At 72.6% G+C, this 14,864-nt stretch carries 19 protein-coding genes, 1 tRNA gene and 1 pseudogene; 20 read left to right on the forward strand and 1 reads right to left on the reverse strand.

Features of this window, described 5'->3' with window-relative positions; all coding sequences use genetic code 11:
• The first annotated feature begins 64 nt into the window (after positions 1–64).
• From OG711_RS25250 to OG711_RS25335, 18 genes and pseudogenes are all read left to right on the forward strand, one after another.
• Positions 65–280 carry a hypothetical protein gene (locus tag OG711_RS25250; protein WP_329559837.1) on the forward strand — a complete coding sequence of 72 codons (216 nt, stop codon included), beginning with the start codon at positions 65–67 and terminating at the stop codon, positions 278–280.
• On the forward strand, positions 280–561 hold the full coding sequence (locus OG711_RS25255; RefSeq protein ID WP_329559836.1) for a hypothetical protein: 282 nt from the start codon (positions 280–282) through the stop codon (positions 559–561). The genes OG711_RS25250 and OG711_RS25255 overlap by 1 nt, the downstream gene beginning before the upstream one ends.
• Entirely contained in the window at positions 558–854 is a 297-nt protein-coding gene (locus tag OG711_RS25260) for a hypothetical protein (protein WP_329559835.1), read from the forward strand. Before OG711_RS25255 ends, OG711_RS25260 begins: the two co-directional genes overlap by 4 nt.
• Complete coding sequence (locus OG711_RS25265; protein WP_329559834.1) at positions 851–1,297, forward strand: Pycsar system effector family protein; 447 nt, start codon at positions 851–853, stop codon at positions 1,295–1,297. The genes OG711_RS25260 and OG711_RS25265 overlap by 4 nt, the downstream gene beginning before the upstream one ends.
• Positions 1,294–1,638 (forward strand): hypothetical protein, encoded by a 345-nt coding sequence (locus OG711_RS25270; protein ID WP_329559833.1) that lies wholly within the window; start codon positions 1,294–1,296, stop codon positions 1,636–1,638. The genes OG711_RS25265 and OG711_RS25270 overlap by 4 nt, the downstream gene beginning before the upstream one ends.
• Positions 1,635–2,537 (forward strand): DUF2637 domain-containing protein, encoded by a 903-nt coding sequence (locus OG711_RS25275; protein WP_329559832.1) that lies wholly within the window; start codon positions 1,635–1,637, stop codon positions 2,535–2,537. Before OG711_RS25270 ends, OG711_RS25275 begins: the two co-directional genes overlap by 4 nt.
• 137 nt (positions 2,538–2,674) lie before the next feature.
• Positions 2,675–3,040 (forward strand): annotated as a pseudogene (locus OG711_RS25280) (DNA cytosine methyltransferase); the annotation flags it as partial.
• 22 nt (positions 3,041–3,062) lie between these two features.
• Complete coding sequence (locus tag OG711_RS25285) at positions 3,063–3,560, forward strand: hypothetical protein (RefSeq protein ID WP_329564268.1); 498 nt, start codon at positions 3,063–3,065, stop codon at positions 3,558–3,560.
• A gap of 23 nt (positions 3,561–3,583) precedes the next feature.
• Positions 3,584–3,742 (forward strand): hypothetical protein, encoded by a 159-nt coding sequence (locus OG711_RS25290; RefSeq protein WP_329564266.1) that lies wholly within the window; start codon positions 3,584–3,586, stop codon positions 3,740–3,742.
• A 308-nt stretch (positions 3,743–4,050) separates the two neighbouring features.
• Positions 4,051–5,523: a hypothetical protein gene (locus OG711_RS25295; RefSeq protein ID WP_329559831.1), complete on the forward strand. Its 1,473-nt coding sequence runs from the start codon at positions 4,051–4,053 to the stop codon at positions 5,521–5,523.
• A gap of 80 nt (positions 5,524–5,603) precedes the next feature.
• On the forward strand, positions 5,604–7,742 hold the full coding sequence (locus OG711_RS25300; RefSeq protein ID WP_329559830.1) for a hypothetical protein: 2,139 nt from the start codon (positions 5,604–5,606) through the stop codon (positions 7,740–7,742).
• 212 nt (positions 7,743–7,954) lie between these two features.
• Complete coding sequence (locus OG711_RS25305) at positions 7,955–8,428, forward strand: hypothetical protein (protein ID WP_405673753.1); 474 nt, start codon at positions 7,955–7,957, stop codon at positions 8,426–8,428.
• 9 nt (positions 8,429–8,437) lie between these two features.
• Complete coding sequence (locus OG711_RS25310) at positions 8,438–9,190, forward strand: hypothetical protein (RefSeq protein WP_329559829.1); 753 nt, start codon at positions 8,438–8,440, stop codon at positions 9,188–9,190.
• Positions 9,191–9,275: 85 nt separating this feature from the next.
• Entirely contained in the window at positions 9,276–10,181 is a 906-nt protein-coding gene (locus tag OG711_RS25315; protein WP_329559828.1) for a bifunctional DNA primase/polymerase, read from the forward strand.
• The gene (locus OG711_RS25320) at positions 10,178–10,531 is read left to right on the forward strand and encodes a hypothetical protein (RefSeq protein ID WP_329559827.1); all 354 of its coding nucleotides are present in this window, start codon (positions 10,178–10,180) and stop codon (positions 10,529–10,531) included. The genes OG711_RS25315 and OG711_RS25320 overlap by 4 nt, the downstream gene beginning before the upstream one ends.
• Positions 10,528–11,763 carry a DUF3631 domain-containing protein gene (locus tag OG711_RS25325; protein WP_329559826.1) on the forward strand — a complete coding sequence of 412 codons (1,236 nt, stop codon included), beginning with the start codon at positions 10,528–10,530 and terminating at the stop codon, positions 11,761–11,763. Before OG711_RS25320 ends, OG711_RS25325 begins: the two co-directional genes overlap by 4 nt.
• A 175-nt stretch (positions 11,764–11,938) precedes the next feature.
• Entirely contained in the window at positions 11,939–12,190 is a 252-nt protein-coding gene (locus OG711_RS25330; RefSeq protein WP_329559825.1) for a helix-turn-helix domain-containing protein, read from the forward strand.
• An 8-nt stretch (positions 12,191–12,198) separates the two neighbouring features.
• Positions 12,199–13,458, forward strand: a complete 1,260-nt coding sequence (locus tag OG711_RS25335; RefSeq protein ID WP_329559824.1) for a tyrosine-type recombinase/integrase — start codon at positions 12,199–12,201, stop codon at positions 13,456–13,458.
• Positions 13,459–13,536: 78 nt separating this feature from the next.
• Here the strand turns inward: OG711_RS25335 and OG711_RS25340 are convergent.
• A tRNA-OTHER gene (locus OG711_RS25340) sits at positions 13,537–13,621 on the reverse strand.
• 89 nt (positions 13,622–13,710) lie between these two features.
• Here OG711_RS25340 and OG711_RS25345 point away from each other — a divergent pair.
• Positions 13,711–14,139, forward strand: coding sequence for a hypothetical protein (locus OG711_RS25345; RefSeq protein ID WP_329560606.1), 429 nt, complete (start codon positions 13,711–13,713; stop codon positions 14,137–14,139).
• A gap of 40 nt (positions 14,140–14,179) precedes the next feature.
• Complete coding sequence (locus OG711_RS25350) at positions 14,180–14,842, forward strand: class F sortase (protein WP_329560609.1); 663 nt, start codon at positions 14,180–14,182, stop codon at positions 14,840–14,842.
• Positions 14,843–14,864 lie beyond the last annotated feature (22 nt).

Genomic DNA, 14,864 nt, shown 5'->3' on the forward strand with positions numbered 1-14,864 from the left:
TGGCCCGCAAGAACGCCGAGGCGAACAAGCGCAGCCAGGACGCCGCGCGTGTTCGCGGCGGGCGGTGAACACGATGGGCTGGGGACGCAAGGACCAGGGTCCGTCCGAGGCGTTCGCCGCGGAAGAGCAGGCGCGGGCCGACGGCCTTGCCCGCCGGTGCGACGAGATCGCTGCGGCGTTGTCGCACCCGATGAGGAACAGCCTGGAGCACTACCAGGCCGCGTACCGCAATGCGGCCGGGAATGCTGCTGCGCACACGGCGCAGCCGGAGGCGCGCTGATGGCCGACGACGAGCGCACCGCGCGTCTGCTGGAGCAGCGCGCCGACGGGTGGGCGGCCCCGCCGCGTTCGATGGACCCGCCGCCCGCCCCGGCCGAACGCGCCTGGCAGCAGGACATGATCCGCGACGCCTACGAGGACGCGGCCCGCCTCACCGGCCGCCCTCTGCGGCCCTTCTGCCGCCCGCATTCGCGTGGCGGACCCCCTCCTGAACGGCGCGGCCCCGGTGGGCAAACACCGGGGCCGCCACGAGCCGTTCCCTCTGAGAGGAACAACCCGTGAAGCACATTGTGGCCGGTCACGTGGCCGCCAGCACGACCGAGTTCATCGAACTCGCCCTCGGTACCCCGCTGGACTTGTGGCTGGGTGTCGAGGGCGAGTCGCCGGAGGAGCGGGAGGCGCGACTGGACGCCGCCCGTGACATCCTCGCCGACGCACCGCACCTCGCTGACGACACCCTCCGCCTGGCCGCCCGGGTCATCGACGACCACGCCCCCGACCTGTTCAACATCACCCCCCTGCCCCAGCGCCCCATCCGCCGTGTCCGCCGGTTCCGGAAGGAGGAAGCGGCATGAGTGCGCTGGATGAGACCCTGGCCTCCGCTCATGCCGAGGTCAGGGCGGAGATCGCCCGCACTGACACCAAGACCGCGTTGCTGCTGGCGTTCGTCGGGGCGGCCCTGGTCGCCGCCTGGACCGCCGGCCGTGACCTCCCCATGAATCCCGCCGCATACGTGGTGGGCGGTGCGGGGATGGCGCTACTGGTCGGGGCGGCCGGTCTGCTGCTGTCGGCGGTCCGCCCGAACCTGCGCGGTGGGCACGGGTTCCCGCTGTGGGCGACCCTGTCCCCGCAGCAGCTGTACGAGGCCCTGCCGGTCGACCTGAGCGCCGACGTCGTGGGCCTGTCCCGCCTCGCCGTCGCCAAGTTCACCCGGCTCCGCACCGCGGTCGATCTGACCTGTGCGGCGGGTGTGCTGCTGGCCGTGGCCGTCGTGATCGTGGTCGGGGGTGCGCTGTGAGCACCCTCGCCGATCTGTCGGCCCCCCTGCGGGCACTGCGTCTGATCTGTGCCGACCACCCGGACCTGCCCGCTCCGAACCTGGACGTGTGCCCGATCTACCCGGAGCGGCTGCACCTGAGCTTCCACAGCATGTCCGACACGGTCCCGTCGCTGGCCGCGTTCGAGGTATGGCGGGCCGCACTCGGGGTTCCCGACAGCACGGTGGACGGTCACTTCCAGAGCGACGGTCGGACGTGGGTGCTGAAGGCACGGGGCGAGTACGCGGGCGCCACCGTGGAGCTGACCGCCTACGCCGACGTTCCGCCCGTCCCGGCACCGGTGATGAGGGGTGCGGTATGACGCTGGACCGTAAGGGAAAGGCCCTCCTGGTCCTGGCCCTGGTCACGGTCGTCGCGATGGCGTTCCGCGTCTCGTGGAACGCGCTGCGCGACGTGGCCCGCGCGATCGGCGCCGACGACACCGCGGCGACGCTCTACCCGGTCGTGGTCGACGGCCTCATGGCACTCGCCCTCGTCGCCACCCTCGTCCTCGTCGGCCCGGACCGCACCTTCGCGCTGCGGGTGCTCGGCACCTACACCCTCGCCTCCCTGGTCCTGAACTACGTCCACGGGCTTGTCCCCGGACTCCACGGCGACTCGGTCGACTGGGGCAGGCTGGCCGACTGGGACCCCGCCAACTATGCCCTCGTCCTGCTGGCCACCTCCCTGCCGGTCGGAGCGATCTACTTCGGCTCCGACCTCGTCGCCAAGATCCTCGACCACCGGCCCGCACCCGCACCGGAACCGATGCCGGAACCGGCGGAACCGGCATCGGTTCCGGTGGCCGGGCGGAGCATGCCCGTGCCGGTGGAACCGGCCACGGATGTGCCTGTGCTGGGGCCGTGGACACCGGTGGCGGAACTCACCGGCGGAACCGGCGGAACCGGCACCGGAACCGGCCCTGACCTGTACATCCCCGCCGAGCAGGACGGGACGGGCCTTGGGGCGGAACCGACGCCGGAACCGCCGGAACCGAGCGTGGTTCCGCCGGTTCCGGACCCCGGTTCCGGTACCACCGGTTCGGGTTCCGAGGTCAGGGACGACACCGTGTTCGGCCGTCAGGTCGGGGAGGTCCGGAACTGGCTCCGGGAAGAACCGGAACTGACCGGAACCGCGATCGGAACCCGGCTCGGAACCAGCGACGCCTACGGCCGCCGTGTCCGCCGCGCAGCACTCCACACCGCAGGAGCGGCGGTATGAGCGGCGTGGCACGGCTGGCGGCGGCCCGTCGGCTCCTCGACGCGCCGCCGCCGGTCCCGGTGCCAGGCCAGGCGCCACTGGACGATGCCGCCCCGCTGCGGATCGGTTCGCTGTGCTCCGGGTACGGCGGGCTGGACATGGCCGTGACGGAGGTGTTCGGGGGGTCGCTGGCGTGGGTGGCGGACCCCGATCCGGGTGCCGCCCGCATCCTCGCCCACCACCATCCGCAGGTCCACAACCTCGGGGACCTCACCACAACCGACTGGTCCGCCGTCGAGCCGGTGGACATCGTCGCCGCCGGCTACCCGTGCCAGCCGTTCTCCACCGCCGGACACAGGAAGGGCACCGCCGATGACCGGCACATCTGGCCCCACATCGCCCGTGCCCTTCGCGTTCTACGACCCCGCTACGCGGTCCTTGAGAACGTCGCAGGGCACCTTTCCCTCGGATTCTCCGACGTCCTGTGCGACCTTGCCGGCCTCGGGTTCGATGCGGAATGGGATGTTGTACGTGCGGACGCGGTCGGTGCACCCCACCAGCGCAAGCGCCTCTTCGCCCTCGCCCGCGCTGCCCACACCCAGGGCGAGGGACGCGAAGGGCATCGGCTACCCCGACGGACTCCCCTCGGACACCCTCCGCGCCCAGGTGGCCCTGCTCCCCACCCCGCGCGCGTCAGCGAACGAGAACCGGCAGACCCGGCGCACCCCGTCCCAGGAAGCCGGGACACACGGCCTGTCCCTGGCAGCGGAGGTCTGCTCACTCCTGCCCACCCCGACCGCGGCGGACGGCGAACGGACCAGCGCGACGTTCGGGCGGGGCAACCCGACACTGCGCGGGGCGCTGCTGCCCACCCCGACCGCGACGGACGCGAAGGCGAGCAGCGGGGCGAACCCGGCCTGGGGACACGGGCAGACACTGACGGACGCGGCCCGCAGCGTTGGGGCCGGTACCACCCGGCGATCGCACGGTGGGAAGCCCTCACCCGCCCCGCCCCCCGGCCAACTGACCCTCTGGGACGCCTGAACCCCCCGTTCGTGGAATGGCTCATGGGCCTCCCCGCCGGACACGTCACCGCCGTCCCCGGCCTGTCCCGCACCGCACAACTCCGCGCACTCGGCAACGGCGTCGTCCCCCAACAGGCCGCCCACGCACTGCGGGCCCTGCTCGCCCGCTCGGCCGGCACCACTGCACGCACGGCCGCCTAGAGGCTGGCGAGCCACTCGGTCACCGCGCGCAGGACACGGAACCGGCACCGGTGCGCCTTGCTGCACCACCGGCGCGGCCCGTCGCTCATGGCCGCACGGGGCCCGCGCACACCTGACCGACCACCGCACAGCCCCCGGGCGCACGCTTTGGACGGCCGCGCCCGGGGACTGCTGACACTCCCGAAGGGAGTACCACCAGCATGACCGACACCGTCATCGAAGTGGTGCCATCCGCGCCACATCCCCCCGCTCCCCCGCCTTCCCCTTCTCCCGCCGCTGCTGTGCCCGCTCCGGCGCCGTTGCCGGGTGTGCCGATCGCGGTCGCCGGGGCGAACGCGCTCGGCGCGGTCGCCGCCGGGTCGATGGCCGTCGCCGGACCGGTCGGCCTGGCAGCGGCCGGTGCCGTGGTCGGGGTGGCCGCCACGGCCGGACTGGCCCGCCGCATCACCCGCAACCGCCCCAAGCCCCCCGGCAAGGGCAAAACCCCGCCCCGCCCCACCAGCAAGACCGGCACGAAACCAGCGCCCGCCAAACCCAAGTCGGCCCCTACGGGCGGTCTGCGGGCCGCTGGCACCGGGGCCCGCGCGCCCCGGCCGTCGGCAAGCGGCCTGCGGTCCGCCGCCCGCACGGACCGCACCCCGGTCTCACCGCCCCCGCCCCGTACCTCCCCGACGCGCGCCCCGCAGACTTCGGCCAGCGGCCCGGGCCCCCGCACCACCACCCCCGGCCGAGGGGTGACCACGTCCGCGCCTTCCGCTGGTCCCGCCGGCCGTTCGGGTGCGGCCGGGGTGCGGTCGGTGTCGCCGTCCGCCGGACTGTCAGCCCCTGCGAAGCCGAAGGCGGGTGCGGGTGCGGGTCGGGTGCAGTCGGCTGGCCGTGCCGCCGCCGGTGCGGCAGGCCGTGCCGGTTCCCGGCTCGCGGCCGGTGCCGCGGCCCGTGCGGAGAAGACGGCCGCGCGGAGTCTGCGGCGGGAGACCAAGGGCGTCGCCAAGGCCCGCCGTCAATCCGGCCTCGACCCCACCGGCACCAGGGCCAAGCCCCTGACCTCGCAGGGCAGTGCGGCGCAGAAGCGTGCGTTGCGGCGGTCGGCGGTGCGGCATGCGGCCCGGATGACCGGGTCGGCCGCCGTGGCCGCCGGAGCAGGGCTGTTGTACGGGCTGTGGAACATCAAGCGCCCCGGCAAGGCGTTCGGACACATGCGGGCCGTATGGCACCGCCTCGCCTCACGGGCCCGCCGCGTCCGGGCCGCACGGGACGCCGCGACCCTCGGCACCACCCCCAAGGGCCGCACCCGGGTGCCGGATTCGACCGTGAACAACCCCCGCCGCACCACGCCCCGCCCGAAGGTCCCCGTGCTCCGCGGGCGAGTCGGGGCGCTCATCTCGCTGGGCAGAACCGATCACTCTGGAGGAACCGTGTCCGACGCCACCGCCCCGGGTTTTACCCGCCTGTCCGAAGCGGCCGAAGTCATGCTCCAGGCCGCGTCCACGTTCGACCCCGAGCACATGACCGAGTTCCAGACCCTCGTGGACGACCTCCCCGACGCCATGGGCACGGTGCAGGAAACGCTGCGGGTGCTGGCCGAACTGTCCGACGAGAAGCTTCCCGTCGACTCGCGGGTGGTGGAGGAGATCGGGGAGGGCTACCGCGCGATGAGCAAGGTCATCGACGCCCTCGAAGACGTCGGCACCGTCTACCGCCGCGTCCACGCCGAGGACATCGAGCGCAACGAGAACCCCCGCAACGGCCTCGACGGTGAACGCCGCTGGAACGTCGGCTGACCCCGCCCGCACCCGGATACCGGGCCGGTCCCCGCACATGGCGGGGACCGGCCCTTCCCTGTTCTCCGAGGAGGCACCACATGAAGAGCAAGAACGACAACGGCGGGAAGGGCGGTCGTGTGCGGGTGGACTGGCGGGCCGGTCACGGTCTGCTGACCGGCACCCTCAACGCCACCACCGGCACCTTCGTCGCCACCGCGCTCGCCCACACCAGCACGATGCCTGCCGGGTGGGCACTCGCCGCGGGAGCGGCCGGGGCCGTGGGCATGACCGCGACCGGACTGCGCCGGAACGTGACCGCGGCCACGATCACCTTCCGGGCCGGATGCTGGGCCGCGGCCGGGACCTGGTCCGCCTGGGCGCTGGGCACCGGCGGCCCCCTGACCCTCGCCGCCGTCGGAGCGCTGACCGTGGGCGGCATCACCGCGGGGACCCTCGCGGCGGGGTTCGCCGCGCACGAGGAGACCGAACAGGCCCGGCGCCGCACCCTGCTGTCCATCGGAATGCGCCGGGCGCTCGCCGCCGAGTGGACCGACCGGATCGCCCGGGTCTGCCGCGTCGAGAACGTCACCATCCCCGCCATCGAGCACTGGCCCTCCGGCATGGGCTACACCGTCGAACTCGAACTCCCCGAGGGCGGCACGACCCGCCGGGCGATCGCGGACCGGGCCGACGCGCTGGCCTCCGACCTCGACCTCCCCGACGGCTGCGGACTCCAGGTCCTCCCCGGCGTCTCCCGCCGCCGCGTCCTGATCGAGGTTGCCACCAAGTCCTACCAGGGCCGCGAGATCCCGTTCCCGCTGGACGAGATCGCGGAGACCACCACGGTCAACAACCCGGCACCGGTCGCGCTGCTGGCGGACGGGGGGCGGTCGGAACTGGACATGCGGCAGGCGTCGACCATCGTCACCGGGGCCACCGGGACGGGCAAGACCAACTGGCTCCACACCCTGATCGCCCGCCTGAACCAGACCAACGACACCCTGATCTGGGCCATCGACCTCAACGGCGGCTCCCTCGGACTGCCCTGGCTCCACGCCTGGCACCAGGCCCAGACCAGCGGGAACGCGGGCGCGGTGCCGGTGCCGGGCGTCGACTGGCTCGCCTCGACCCCGGCTGAGGCGAAGCTGATGCTGGAAGCGGCGGTGCGGATCGCGAAGACCCGCAAGGTCGCCTACCAGCAGCACATGCGCGACGAGAACGACGACAAACTCCCCGTCTCCCCGGGCGTTCCCGAGATCGTGATCGTCGTGGACGAGGGTGCGGAGGTGTCCGCGACGCGTGAGGCGCGGGCGGTGATGGCGGGGATCGCGGAGGTCATCCGGATCGCCCGGGCCATGGCGATCCGGGCCGTCGTCTCCGTCCTCCGCGTCACCCAGGATGTCCTCCCCGACCCGATGGTGCGGAAGATGGCATCCAACCGGGTCTGCACCGGTGCCACCGAGGACGCCGAGTTGGGGCATGTCTTCGGCTGGCGGGCCCTCTCCGCAGAGAACAGTTTCTCCGGCCCTGGCTCGATGCTCGTCGGTACTGAGGGCAAACAGCCCAAGACCGCCCAGCAGTGGCGCATCACCCCCTCAGACATCGAAGCCGTCTGCATCACGACCGCCCACCGCCGCCCCGCCCTCGACCGACCCTCGATCGACGCGGCCGGGGCCGCCTACACCGAACGGTGGACCACCGAGCGGTGCGCACACCTGTGGACCCACGCCCTCACCACCACCGGCCCCACCGGACCGGCTGGCCAGACCGGGCAGGGGCAGGCGGGGGTGTCGGGGCCGCAGTGGCGCGCGACCGCCGGATGGGACCAGCCCCGGCCCGCACCCGACGTGGACACCCCCGGCGCCGACGAACTGGAGGCTCTTTTCCAGCTCCCCGCCGCCACCCGCGACCCCGGCACCGGCCCGGACAGGGGTACCGACGGCGGAACTGACTGGTCCGACCCCGGCACCTGGACCACCGGCCGCGACCTCGACAAGGCCGACCAGCCCGACGCCCGTCAGGCCGCACTCCGGCTCCTCCTCGACGCGGGCCCCGACGGAACCGGCGCATCCGCCATCGCCCGCGCGCTCGCCGAGGAGCACCGCACGACACGGCAGACAGTCGTCGGCTGGCTCAAGACCTGGTCCGAAGACGGCACCGCGGTCCGCGTCGGGACCGGCACCAAAGCCCGCTACGTCCACCGCGATCACACCCCCCGCCACCCCGCCGAGGAGTGACCGCTTGTCGCTTGTCGTCACCAGCCCGGGAAGGGCCCCCGGGTGGCTCTGTAGGGGCCGGAAACGGGCTGTGACCTGCAAGGCGACAAGCGACAAGACAAGACAAGCGACAAGGCCCACGACAAGCCGGACGACAAGCGACACGACAAGTCAGCGCGGGTGACACCCCACCCAACCGGGGCCGTCACCCGCGCTGCTGAAGGAGCCCCGTCGTGCATGAAACCCCGTACGAGATCACCACCCTGAACTCCCACCCGGGCCCCGGAAACGGCCCTCGCCACGACGCCGTGATCCTCCCCGCCGACCTCCCCCCGGGGGTCCAGGTCGTCACCCTGCCCGGCGGCATCCGCACCCTCGCCTACACCCAGCCCACCACCCCGAACGCCCACCCGGCACCGCCCGCCCGGCCGATCCCGACCTGGGCCCGCACCACCGCACTCCTCACCCCGACCATCGGCGGGGGCATCGCCGCCGCCGGAGCCGGACTCTCCTACGCCGCCCCGGGACTCATCGCCATGACCCACGCACTCTGGGCCACCGCCGCCCTCATCGCCGCCGGAACCATCGCCGTCCCCGTCATCCGGGGCACCGCCCGCCGCCGCACAGCGAACCCGGCCCACATCACCCAGAACATCACCGCCACCGGCATGTTCGGCCGCGCCAACGGCACCATCAACCACCACTGAGGAGCCGTCGTGACAACCCCTGTGATCACCGCCGTGGCCACCCGCCAGGGCACCCGCTCGCACAACGCCGATGCCGCCACCGTGCACCGCCTTCCGGGCACGCCGATGGTGGCCGCCGCGATCGTGGACGGCATCGGCAACACGGCCGACGTGGTGACGTTCGCGCGCACCGCCGCCGAGGTCGCCGCACGGGTCGGTGCCCGCCGGGGCCCCCTCCTCGGCATCCTCGCCGCCGCCGAGATGGCCACCGCACCCCCCGGCGTCCAGGTCGAGGACGGGGTGGCCGTCGCCGCTGTCGCCAGCGCCGACTCCTCGACCACCGCCATCGCCTGGACCGGGGATTCACGCATCTACGGCTGGACCGGAAGCCGCCTTGTCCAGCGATCCACCGACCAGACCATGGGCACCTGGCTGAGGGCCTGGGGCGGCACCGCCGTCACCCTTCACCCCTCTCACAGCCCCGACACGACTGTCCCGACAGAGGACGCCGCCCGCGTACTCGACGACCTGGCACGCGCGGCTCTGGCACGGTGCTCCATCGCCACCGTGCCCATCTGCTACATCTCCGACCCCCTGGTCATCCTCACCAGCGACGGAGCCCACGGCCAGATCCCACCCGCAGCCCTGGAGACGCTCGTCCGCGACCACGCGCACGCCCCGCAGGCTCTTGCCGACGCCATCGTCACCGCCGCACAGCCCGACACCGACGGCTACCGCGACGACGCCACCGCCATCGTCATCGCCCTACCGCCCCGCACCTGACCCAGCACACAGCAAGGGCGGCCCCCTCTCCACCACAGATCCGGGGCCGCCCTCATCCACCCAACTGAACAGTGGAGGTCTCAGCATGACACCTGACCCCCGTCCTGCGCTGCTGACCGCAGCACTTGACGCTGCCGCCCTCGGCTGGCCGGTCATCCCGCTGCGGCCCGCCGGGAAGCGCCCCGTCGGCCACCCCGAACGGAACTGCCCCGGTACCGGCCGCTGCACCAGCGGTCATCTCACCCCCGAGCAGCGCGCTACCACCGACCCCGGCCTCATCCGGGCCGCCTGGACACACCGCCCCTACAACATCGGTGTGGCGACGGGCCCGGCCGGACTGCTCGTCGTGGACCTGGACACGCTCAAGCCCGAAGACGGGAAGGACGCCCCTGACGGGGCGGCATCCTTCGCAGCGCTCTGCGAGCGCGCCGGACAGACCGCCCCGGCCACCCGCCGCGTGCGGACACCCTCCGGCGGATACCACCTCTACTTCACCACCCCCGCTGACATCCGGTTCCGGTCCACCGCCGGGCAGCTCGCCCGCCGGATCGACACCCGCGGCTGGGGCGGATACGTCGTCGCCCCGGGCAGCAGCACCGCGACCGGCGCGTATGAGGTCACCGACCCGGTACCGCCCGCACCGCTCCCCGCCTGGCTGCTCGGGCTGCTCAAGGACACCCCCGCCCCCGCTGCACCCCTGCCGGTCGTTGCGCCCGTCCTGGACGGAGCACGGGTCGCCGTGGTCGCGCTCACCCGGGAATGCGCCCAGGTCAGCGCCACCGGAGAGGGCGGACGAAACTCCGCGCTGTACAAGTCCGCATGCAGGGTAGGGCGGTTCGTCGCGTGGGGCGACATCCCCCGGCACGTGGTGGAAGACGCATTCCAGGGGGCGGGGGAGTCAGTGGGACTGCCGTCCGCCGAGTGCCGCACGACCATCCGCAGCGCCCTCGACTGGTCCCAGCGCACAGCCCGGCCCCGGGAGGCGGTGTGAACCACCACCCCTCCCCCCGCCTGGAATGCCCAACCCCCACCAGGAACAACCGGCAGACCGACGCACCCCTGCCCCCGGCCGACCCTGACGGCCCGAAGGCCGTCGCCCGACAGGGCGTCGTATCTGTCCTTCGTCCGGACCCGCACCCGGGCGACGGACGCCACCCCGTCGCCTGGCTCCACATCACCGCGCCCGGCCGCGGCACCGTCCCCACCGCCACCTCCCGGTGCGTGTGCGGACGCGACCGCAGCGCCATCGGCCACACCAAGGTCACCGCGCTGGTCAGCGACCACACCGCCCACCGCGACACCTGCCCCCGCCGCACCACACAGGAAGGGACAGCAGCATGACCCCGCCCAGCCAGAGCACCCCGGAGCAGCCCATCGACGGGGCCGCGCTCCTCGACCAGGTGGAAGCCTTCCACCGGCGCTTCAACGTCTTCCCGAGTGAGGCCGCGTTCACCGCTGTTGTTCTCTGGGACGCCCACACCCACCTCCTCGACTGCTTCGAGTCGACCCCTAGGGTTGCGTTCCTGTCCCCGGAGCCGGGTTCCGGGAAGACGCGGGCGCTGGAGATCATCGAGACCCTGACGCCGCGCCCGATGATCACTACCGACATCAGTCCGGCCGCGCTCTTCCGTTCTGTGTGCGACGCGGAGGACCGGCCGACCGTCCTCTTTGACGAGATCGACACGATCTTCGGTCCCCGCGCCGCCGGGAACGAGGATCTGCGCGGCCTGATCAACGCGGGCCACCGCAGGTCAGGTGTCGTCTACCGGTGTGTCGGGGACGGTGGCGCCCAGACCGTGCAGAGGTTCCCTGTCTACGCCGCCCTGGCCATCGGCGGGCTGGGATATCTGCCCGACACGATCATGACCCGGTCCGTGGTCATCCGGATGCGTCGGCGGGCCCCCAACGAGAAGGTCGAGCCGTTCAGGGAGCGCATCCACAAGGCCGAGGGGCACGCGCTCCGTGACCGGCTCGCCGAGTGGGCGGACACCGTCCGGGACCGGGTCGACGGGGCGTGGCCGGAGATGCCTGCGGGGATCACGGACCGGCCCGCCGACGTGTGGGAACCACTGCTCGCGGTGGCGGATGCGGCCGGTGGCGACTGGCCCGCCCGGGCCCGCGCGGCCTGCCTCGCGCTGGTCGCCGCCGCCAACGACGGGGACAAGGCCAGCGTCGGTATCCGGCTGCTGGCCGACCTCCGGGACGCGTTCGGTGACGCCGAGCGTCTGCTGAGCGCCGACCTGGTGGACCGGCTCACCGCCCTGGACGACGCCCCGTGGGCCGACCTCGACGGGAAGCCGCTCACCCCGCGCACCCTCGCCCGGTTGCTCGGTGACTACGTCACCGCCGACAACGAGCCCATCCGCTCCCGCAACATCAAGACCGGGCCACGGACGGTCTCCAAGGGCTACTACGCATCCGACCTCGCGGACGCCTGGCTGAGGTACTGCCCGCCCGGCTCCCCGCAATCCGCTACTGCCGCTACCTCCGCTACCCCGCAGGTCACCACCCCTGCCCCGGTAGCGGACGCGCTCCCGGTAGCGGCTACCGAACCGGCCACCGCCCGCAGCTGAGTTCCCGGACCCGGCCCCCGCCACGCACTCGGCAAGGGGCCGGGCACATCCGCTACCGCTACCCCATCCGCTACCACCATCACGCCCCTGACCAGGGCGGTAGCGGAGGTAGCGGCAGTAGCGGACCTGTCAGGAAGGGGCTGCGAGCCCCGGACTTCGTGCAGGAGGTTCCTCCATGACGACCACCGCCACGCTCGCATCGGTTAGCGGTGCGAGTGAAGTCGAGTTCGACCCCACACTCCTCGCGCTCACGGTCGAGGAAGCGGCGCGCCGCCTCAGCGTCGGACGCACCACCATGTACGCCCTCATTCGCGATGGCGCCGTTCGGACCGTTCCCATCGGCCGACTTCGGCGCGTGCCTGTACAGGCCCTCAGCGACTACCTCACCGCACGCATGCAGCCGCAAGGCCAGTCCTTGGCCGCGTAGGGAGAACCATGAAGAAACGCGCCAAGCGCCCCGACGGAGCCTCGTCCATCTACTTCGGCAAGGACGGCTACTGGCACGGCCGGGTCACGGTCGGGGTCCGCGACGATGGTCGGTCCGACCGCCGTCACGTCATGAGCAAGGTCAGTGAAGGTGAGGTGATCAAGAAGGTTCGGGAGCTGGAGAAGCAGAGGGATTCGGGGAAGGTCCGGAAGCCGGGTCGGCCGTGGACCGTGACGGCCTGGCTCCAGCACTGGGTGGAAGAGATCGCCAAGCCCTCGGTGCGGGAGAACACATACGCCGGATACGAGGTCGCCGTCAGGGTGCATCTGGTCCCCGGTATCGGTGCTCACCGACTGGACAAGCTGGAGCCAGAACACCTGGAACGCTTCTACGCGAAGATGCTCGGCAATGGCAGCAAGCCCGCCACTGCCCACCAAGCTCATCGCACGATCCGGACGGCGCTCAACCATGCCTTGCGGCGCGGTCACGTCACCCGGAACGTAGCCACACTGGCTGTCCCGCCCCGGGTTGAGGACGAGGAAGTCGAGCCGTACGACATCGAGGAGGTTCAGCGACTTCTCTCCGAAGCTTCCAAGATTCGGAATAGCGCCCGCTGGTCCATCGCGCTCGCGTTGGGACTGCGGCAGGGGGAAGCGCTCGGGCTGCGGTGGGCTGACCTCGACACTGACAGCGGGGTCCTGCGTGTCAGGAAGAACCGTCTGAGGCCGAAGTACCTGCATGGGTGCGGTGGCGAATGCGGCGCGAAGCCTGGCTACTGCAAGAAGCGTGTCAGGAAGAACGAGGACACGGCCAACACGAAGTCTCGTGCCGGCCGTCGAGTCATCGGTGTGCCGGACGAACTGGTCAGGCTGTTGGAGCTCCATCGCGTAGAGCAGGAACGTGAGCGGGGCATTGCTGGGAAGGACTGGAGCGAATCCGGGTTCGTCTTCACCTCACCCATGGGCGAGCCTCTGGTGCCGAGCACGGACTACGACGCTTGGAAGCGGCTTCTGGCCGCTGCGGAGGTTCGGGACGGGCGCTTGCACGATGCCCGGCACACCGCAGCGACGGTTCTGCTCATCCTCGGGGTTCCCGAACGGGTCGTGATGCAGATCATGGGGTGGTCGTCAACGGCGATGGCGGCCCGGTACCAGCATGTGACGGGCGGCATCCTCGCCGATGTGGCGCAGCGGGTCGGGGGCCTCATTTGGGAAGTGGCCAAGGACCCGGACGAGAGCGAGCCGGAAGGCTCCCAAGAGTCTCGTTGAGACTGTGGATGAGACTGCGAACGTCGAAGGCCCCCATCTCGCGATGGGGGCCTTCGACGTTAGTGCCCGGTGAGGCACTGGCGGAGGATACGAGATTCGAACTCGTGAGGGGTTGCCCCCAACACGCTTTCCAAGCGTGCCGCAGGCATCCTCGCAGTCCTCCCACTGGTCGCCGCGGCCTCCGCTCCCGCCCCCACCGACCCGCCCACGACCCTCACCCTGCACCCCGCCCACGCACCCCCCGGTACCGAGGTGGAACTGCGTCTGACCGGCTGCCCCGCGGCCGTGGCGCAAGCCGCCTCCCCCGCCTTTGTCGCCCCCGCGACCCTCGCCCCTGCCCCCGACGGCCCGGATCTGCACGGCGAGGCCAGACTCCGCACCGGTGCGTCCCCCGGCCCGCACGGCGTCACGGCCACCTGCGAGGGCCACCGCGCGGCCCGCCCCGTCACGGTCACGGTGACCGCCCGGGGGACGGAACCGGCCCCGTCCCCGACGGCCCCGGTCAGCGCGGGCGGCGGCGGGGCGGCCGGCCCGCGAGGCGACGGCGTGACGGGCACCGGTCCCGGTCTACGCCAGGCCGTCGTCGGCCTGCTGCTCGCGGCGACCGCGGCCCTCGCCGTCTCCCTGCGCACCCGCACCCGTCCCCGCCGCCCGCGCCCCGACCGGGACGGCACACCATGAGGCTCCGCACCGCCCCGGAACGCGGCACAGGCAGGGCGCCGTGACCGGACCCCGTACCTCCGGTAGCGGACGGCCGGCGATCGGCGCCGCGTGGGCCGTCCTCCTGCTGGGCCTGTGGCTCTGGGGGCGTGAACTCACCTCCGTACCCGGTGGAACGACCGCCCCGACGACCGGGGACGTGGCCGCCGTGGGCCGCCCGCTGGGCGACGGACCGCCCGCCCCGATCCGCCCGCTCGCCCCGTCGGCGCCGACCCGCGTCGACATCCCGGCGATCGGGGTGCAGGCACCGGTCGTCCGCCGGGGCCTGGACCGGGCGGGCGCCGTGGCCCCGCCCCCGTTCGACCAGCCCGGCATCGTCGGCTGGTACGGCGACGGAACCCGCCCGGGGGCACCCGGCGCGGCCCTGCTGGTCGGGCACACCGACACCGACACCCGGCCCGCCGTGTTCCACCGGATCGGCGCTCTCCGGCCGGGCGACACGATCCGGGTGGTCCGCACCGACGCCACGGTCGCGGAGTTCACCGTCGAGGACGTCGAGACCGTGGACCGCCACCGTTTCGACGCCGCGCGGGTGTACGGGCCGCACGAGCGGGGCCGGGCCGAACTCCGGCTGCTGACCTGCGCCGGGACGTTCGACCGGGCGAGCGGCACGTACAGCGCGAACACCGTGGTGTCCGCGTATCTGACGGGTGCCCGTACCTGAACCACGGATTCGGAGATCACGT

Source organism: Streptomyces uncialis, assembly GCF_036250755.1.
Classification (GTDB): Bacteria; Actinomycetota; Actinomycetes; order Streptomycetales; family Streptomycetaceae; genus Streptomyces; species Streptomyces uncialis.

Bases quoted from the DNA above. Each gene is read 5' to 3' on its own strand.
- OG711_RS25255 (WP_329559836.1), top strand. From the start codon at position 280: ATGGCCGACGACGAGCGCACCGCGCGTCTGCTGGAGCAGCGCGCCGAC.
- OG711_RS25265 (WP_329559834.1), top strand. From the start codon at position 851: ATGAGTGCGCTGGATGAGACCCTGGCCTCCGCTCATGCCGAGGTCAGG.
- OG711_RS25275 (WP_329559832.1), top strand. From the start codon at position 1,635: ATGACGCTGGACCGTAAGGGAAAGGCCCTCCTGGTCCTGGCCCTGGTC.
- OG711_RS25290 (WP_329564266.1), top strand. From the start codon at position 3,584: ATGGGCCTCCCCGCCGGACACGTCACCGCCGTCCCCGGCCTGTCCCGC.
- OG711_RS25300 (WP_329559830.1), top strand. From the start codon at position 5,604: ATGAAGAGCAAGAACGACAACGGCGGGAAGGGCGGTCGTGTGCGGGTG.
- OG711_RS25315 (WP_329559828.1), top strand. From the start codon at position 9,276: ATGACACCTGACCCCCGTCCTGCGCTGCTGACCGCAGCACTTGACGCT.
- OG711_RS25325 (WP_329559826.1), top strand. From the start codon at position 10,528: ATGACCCCGCCCAGCCAGAGCACCCCGGAGCAGCCCATCGACGGGGCC.
- OG711_RS25330 (WP_329559825.1), top strand. From the start codon at position 11,939: ATGACGACCACCGCCACGCTCGCATCGGTTAGCGGTGCGAGTGAAGTC.
- OG711_RS25335 (WP_329559824.1), top strand. From the start codon at position 12,199: ATGAAGAAACGCGCCAAGCGCCCCGACGGAGCCTCGTCCATCTACTTC.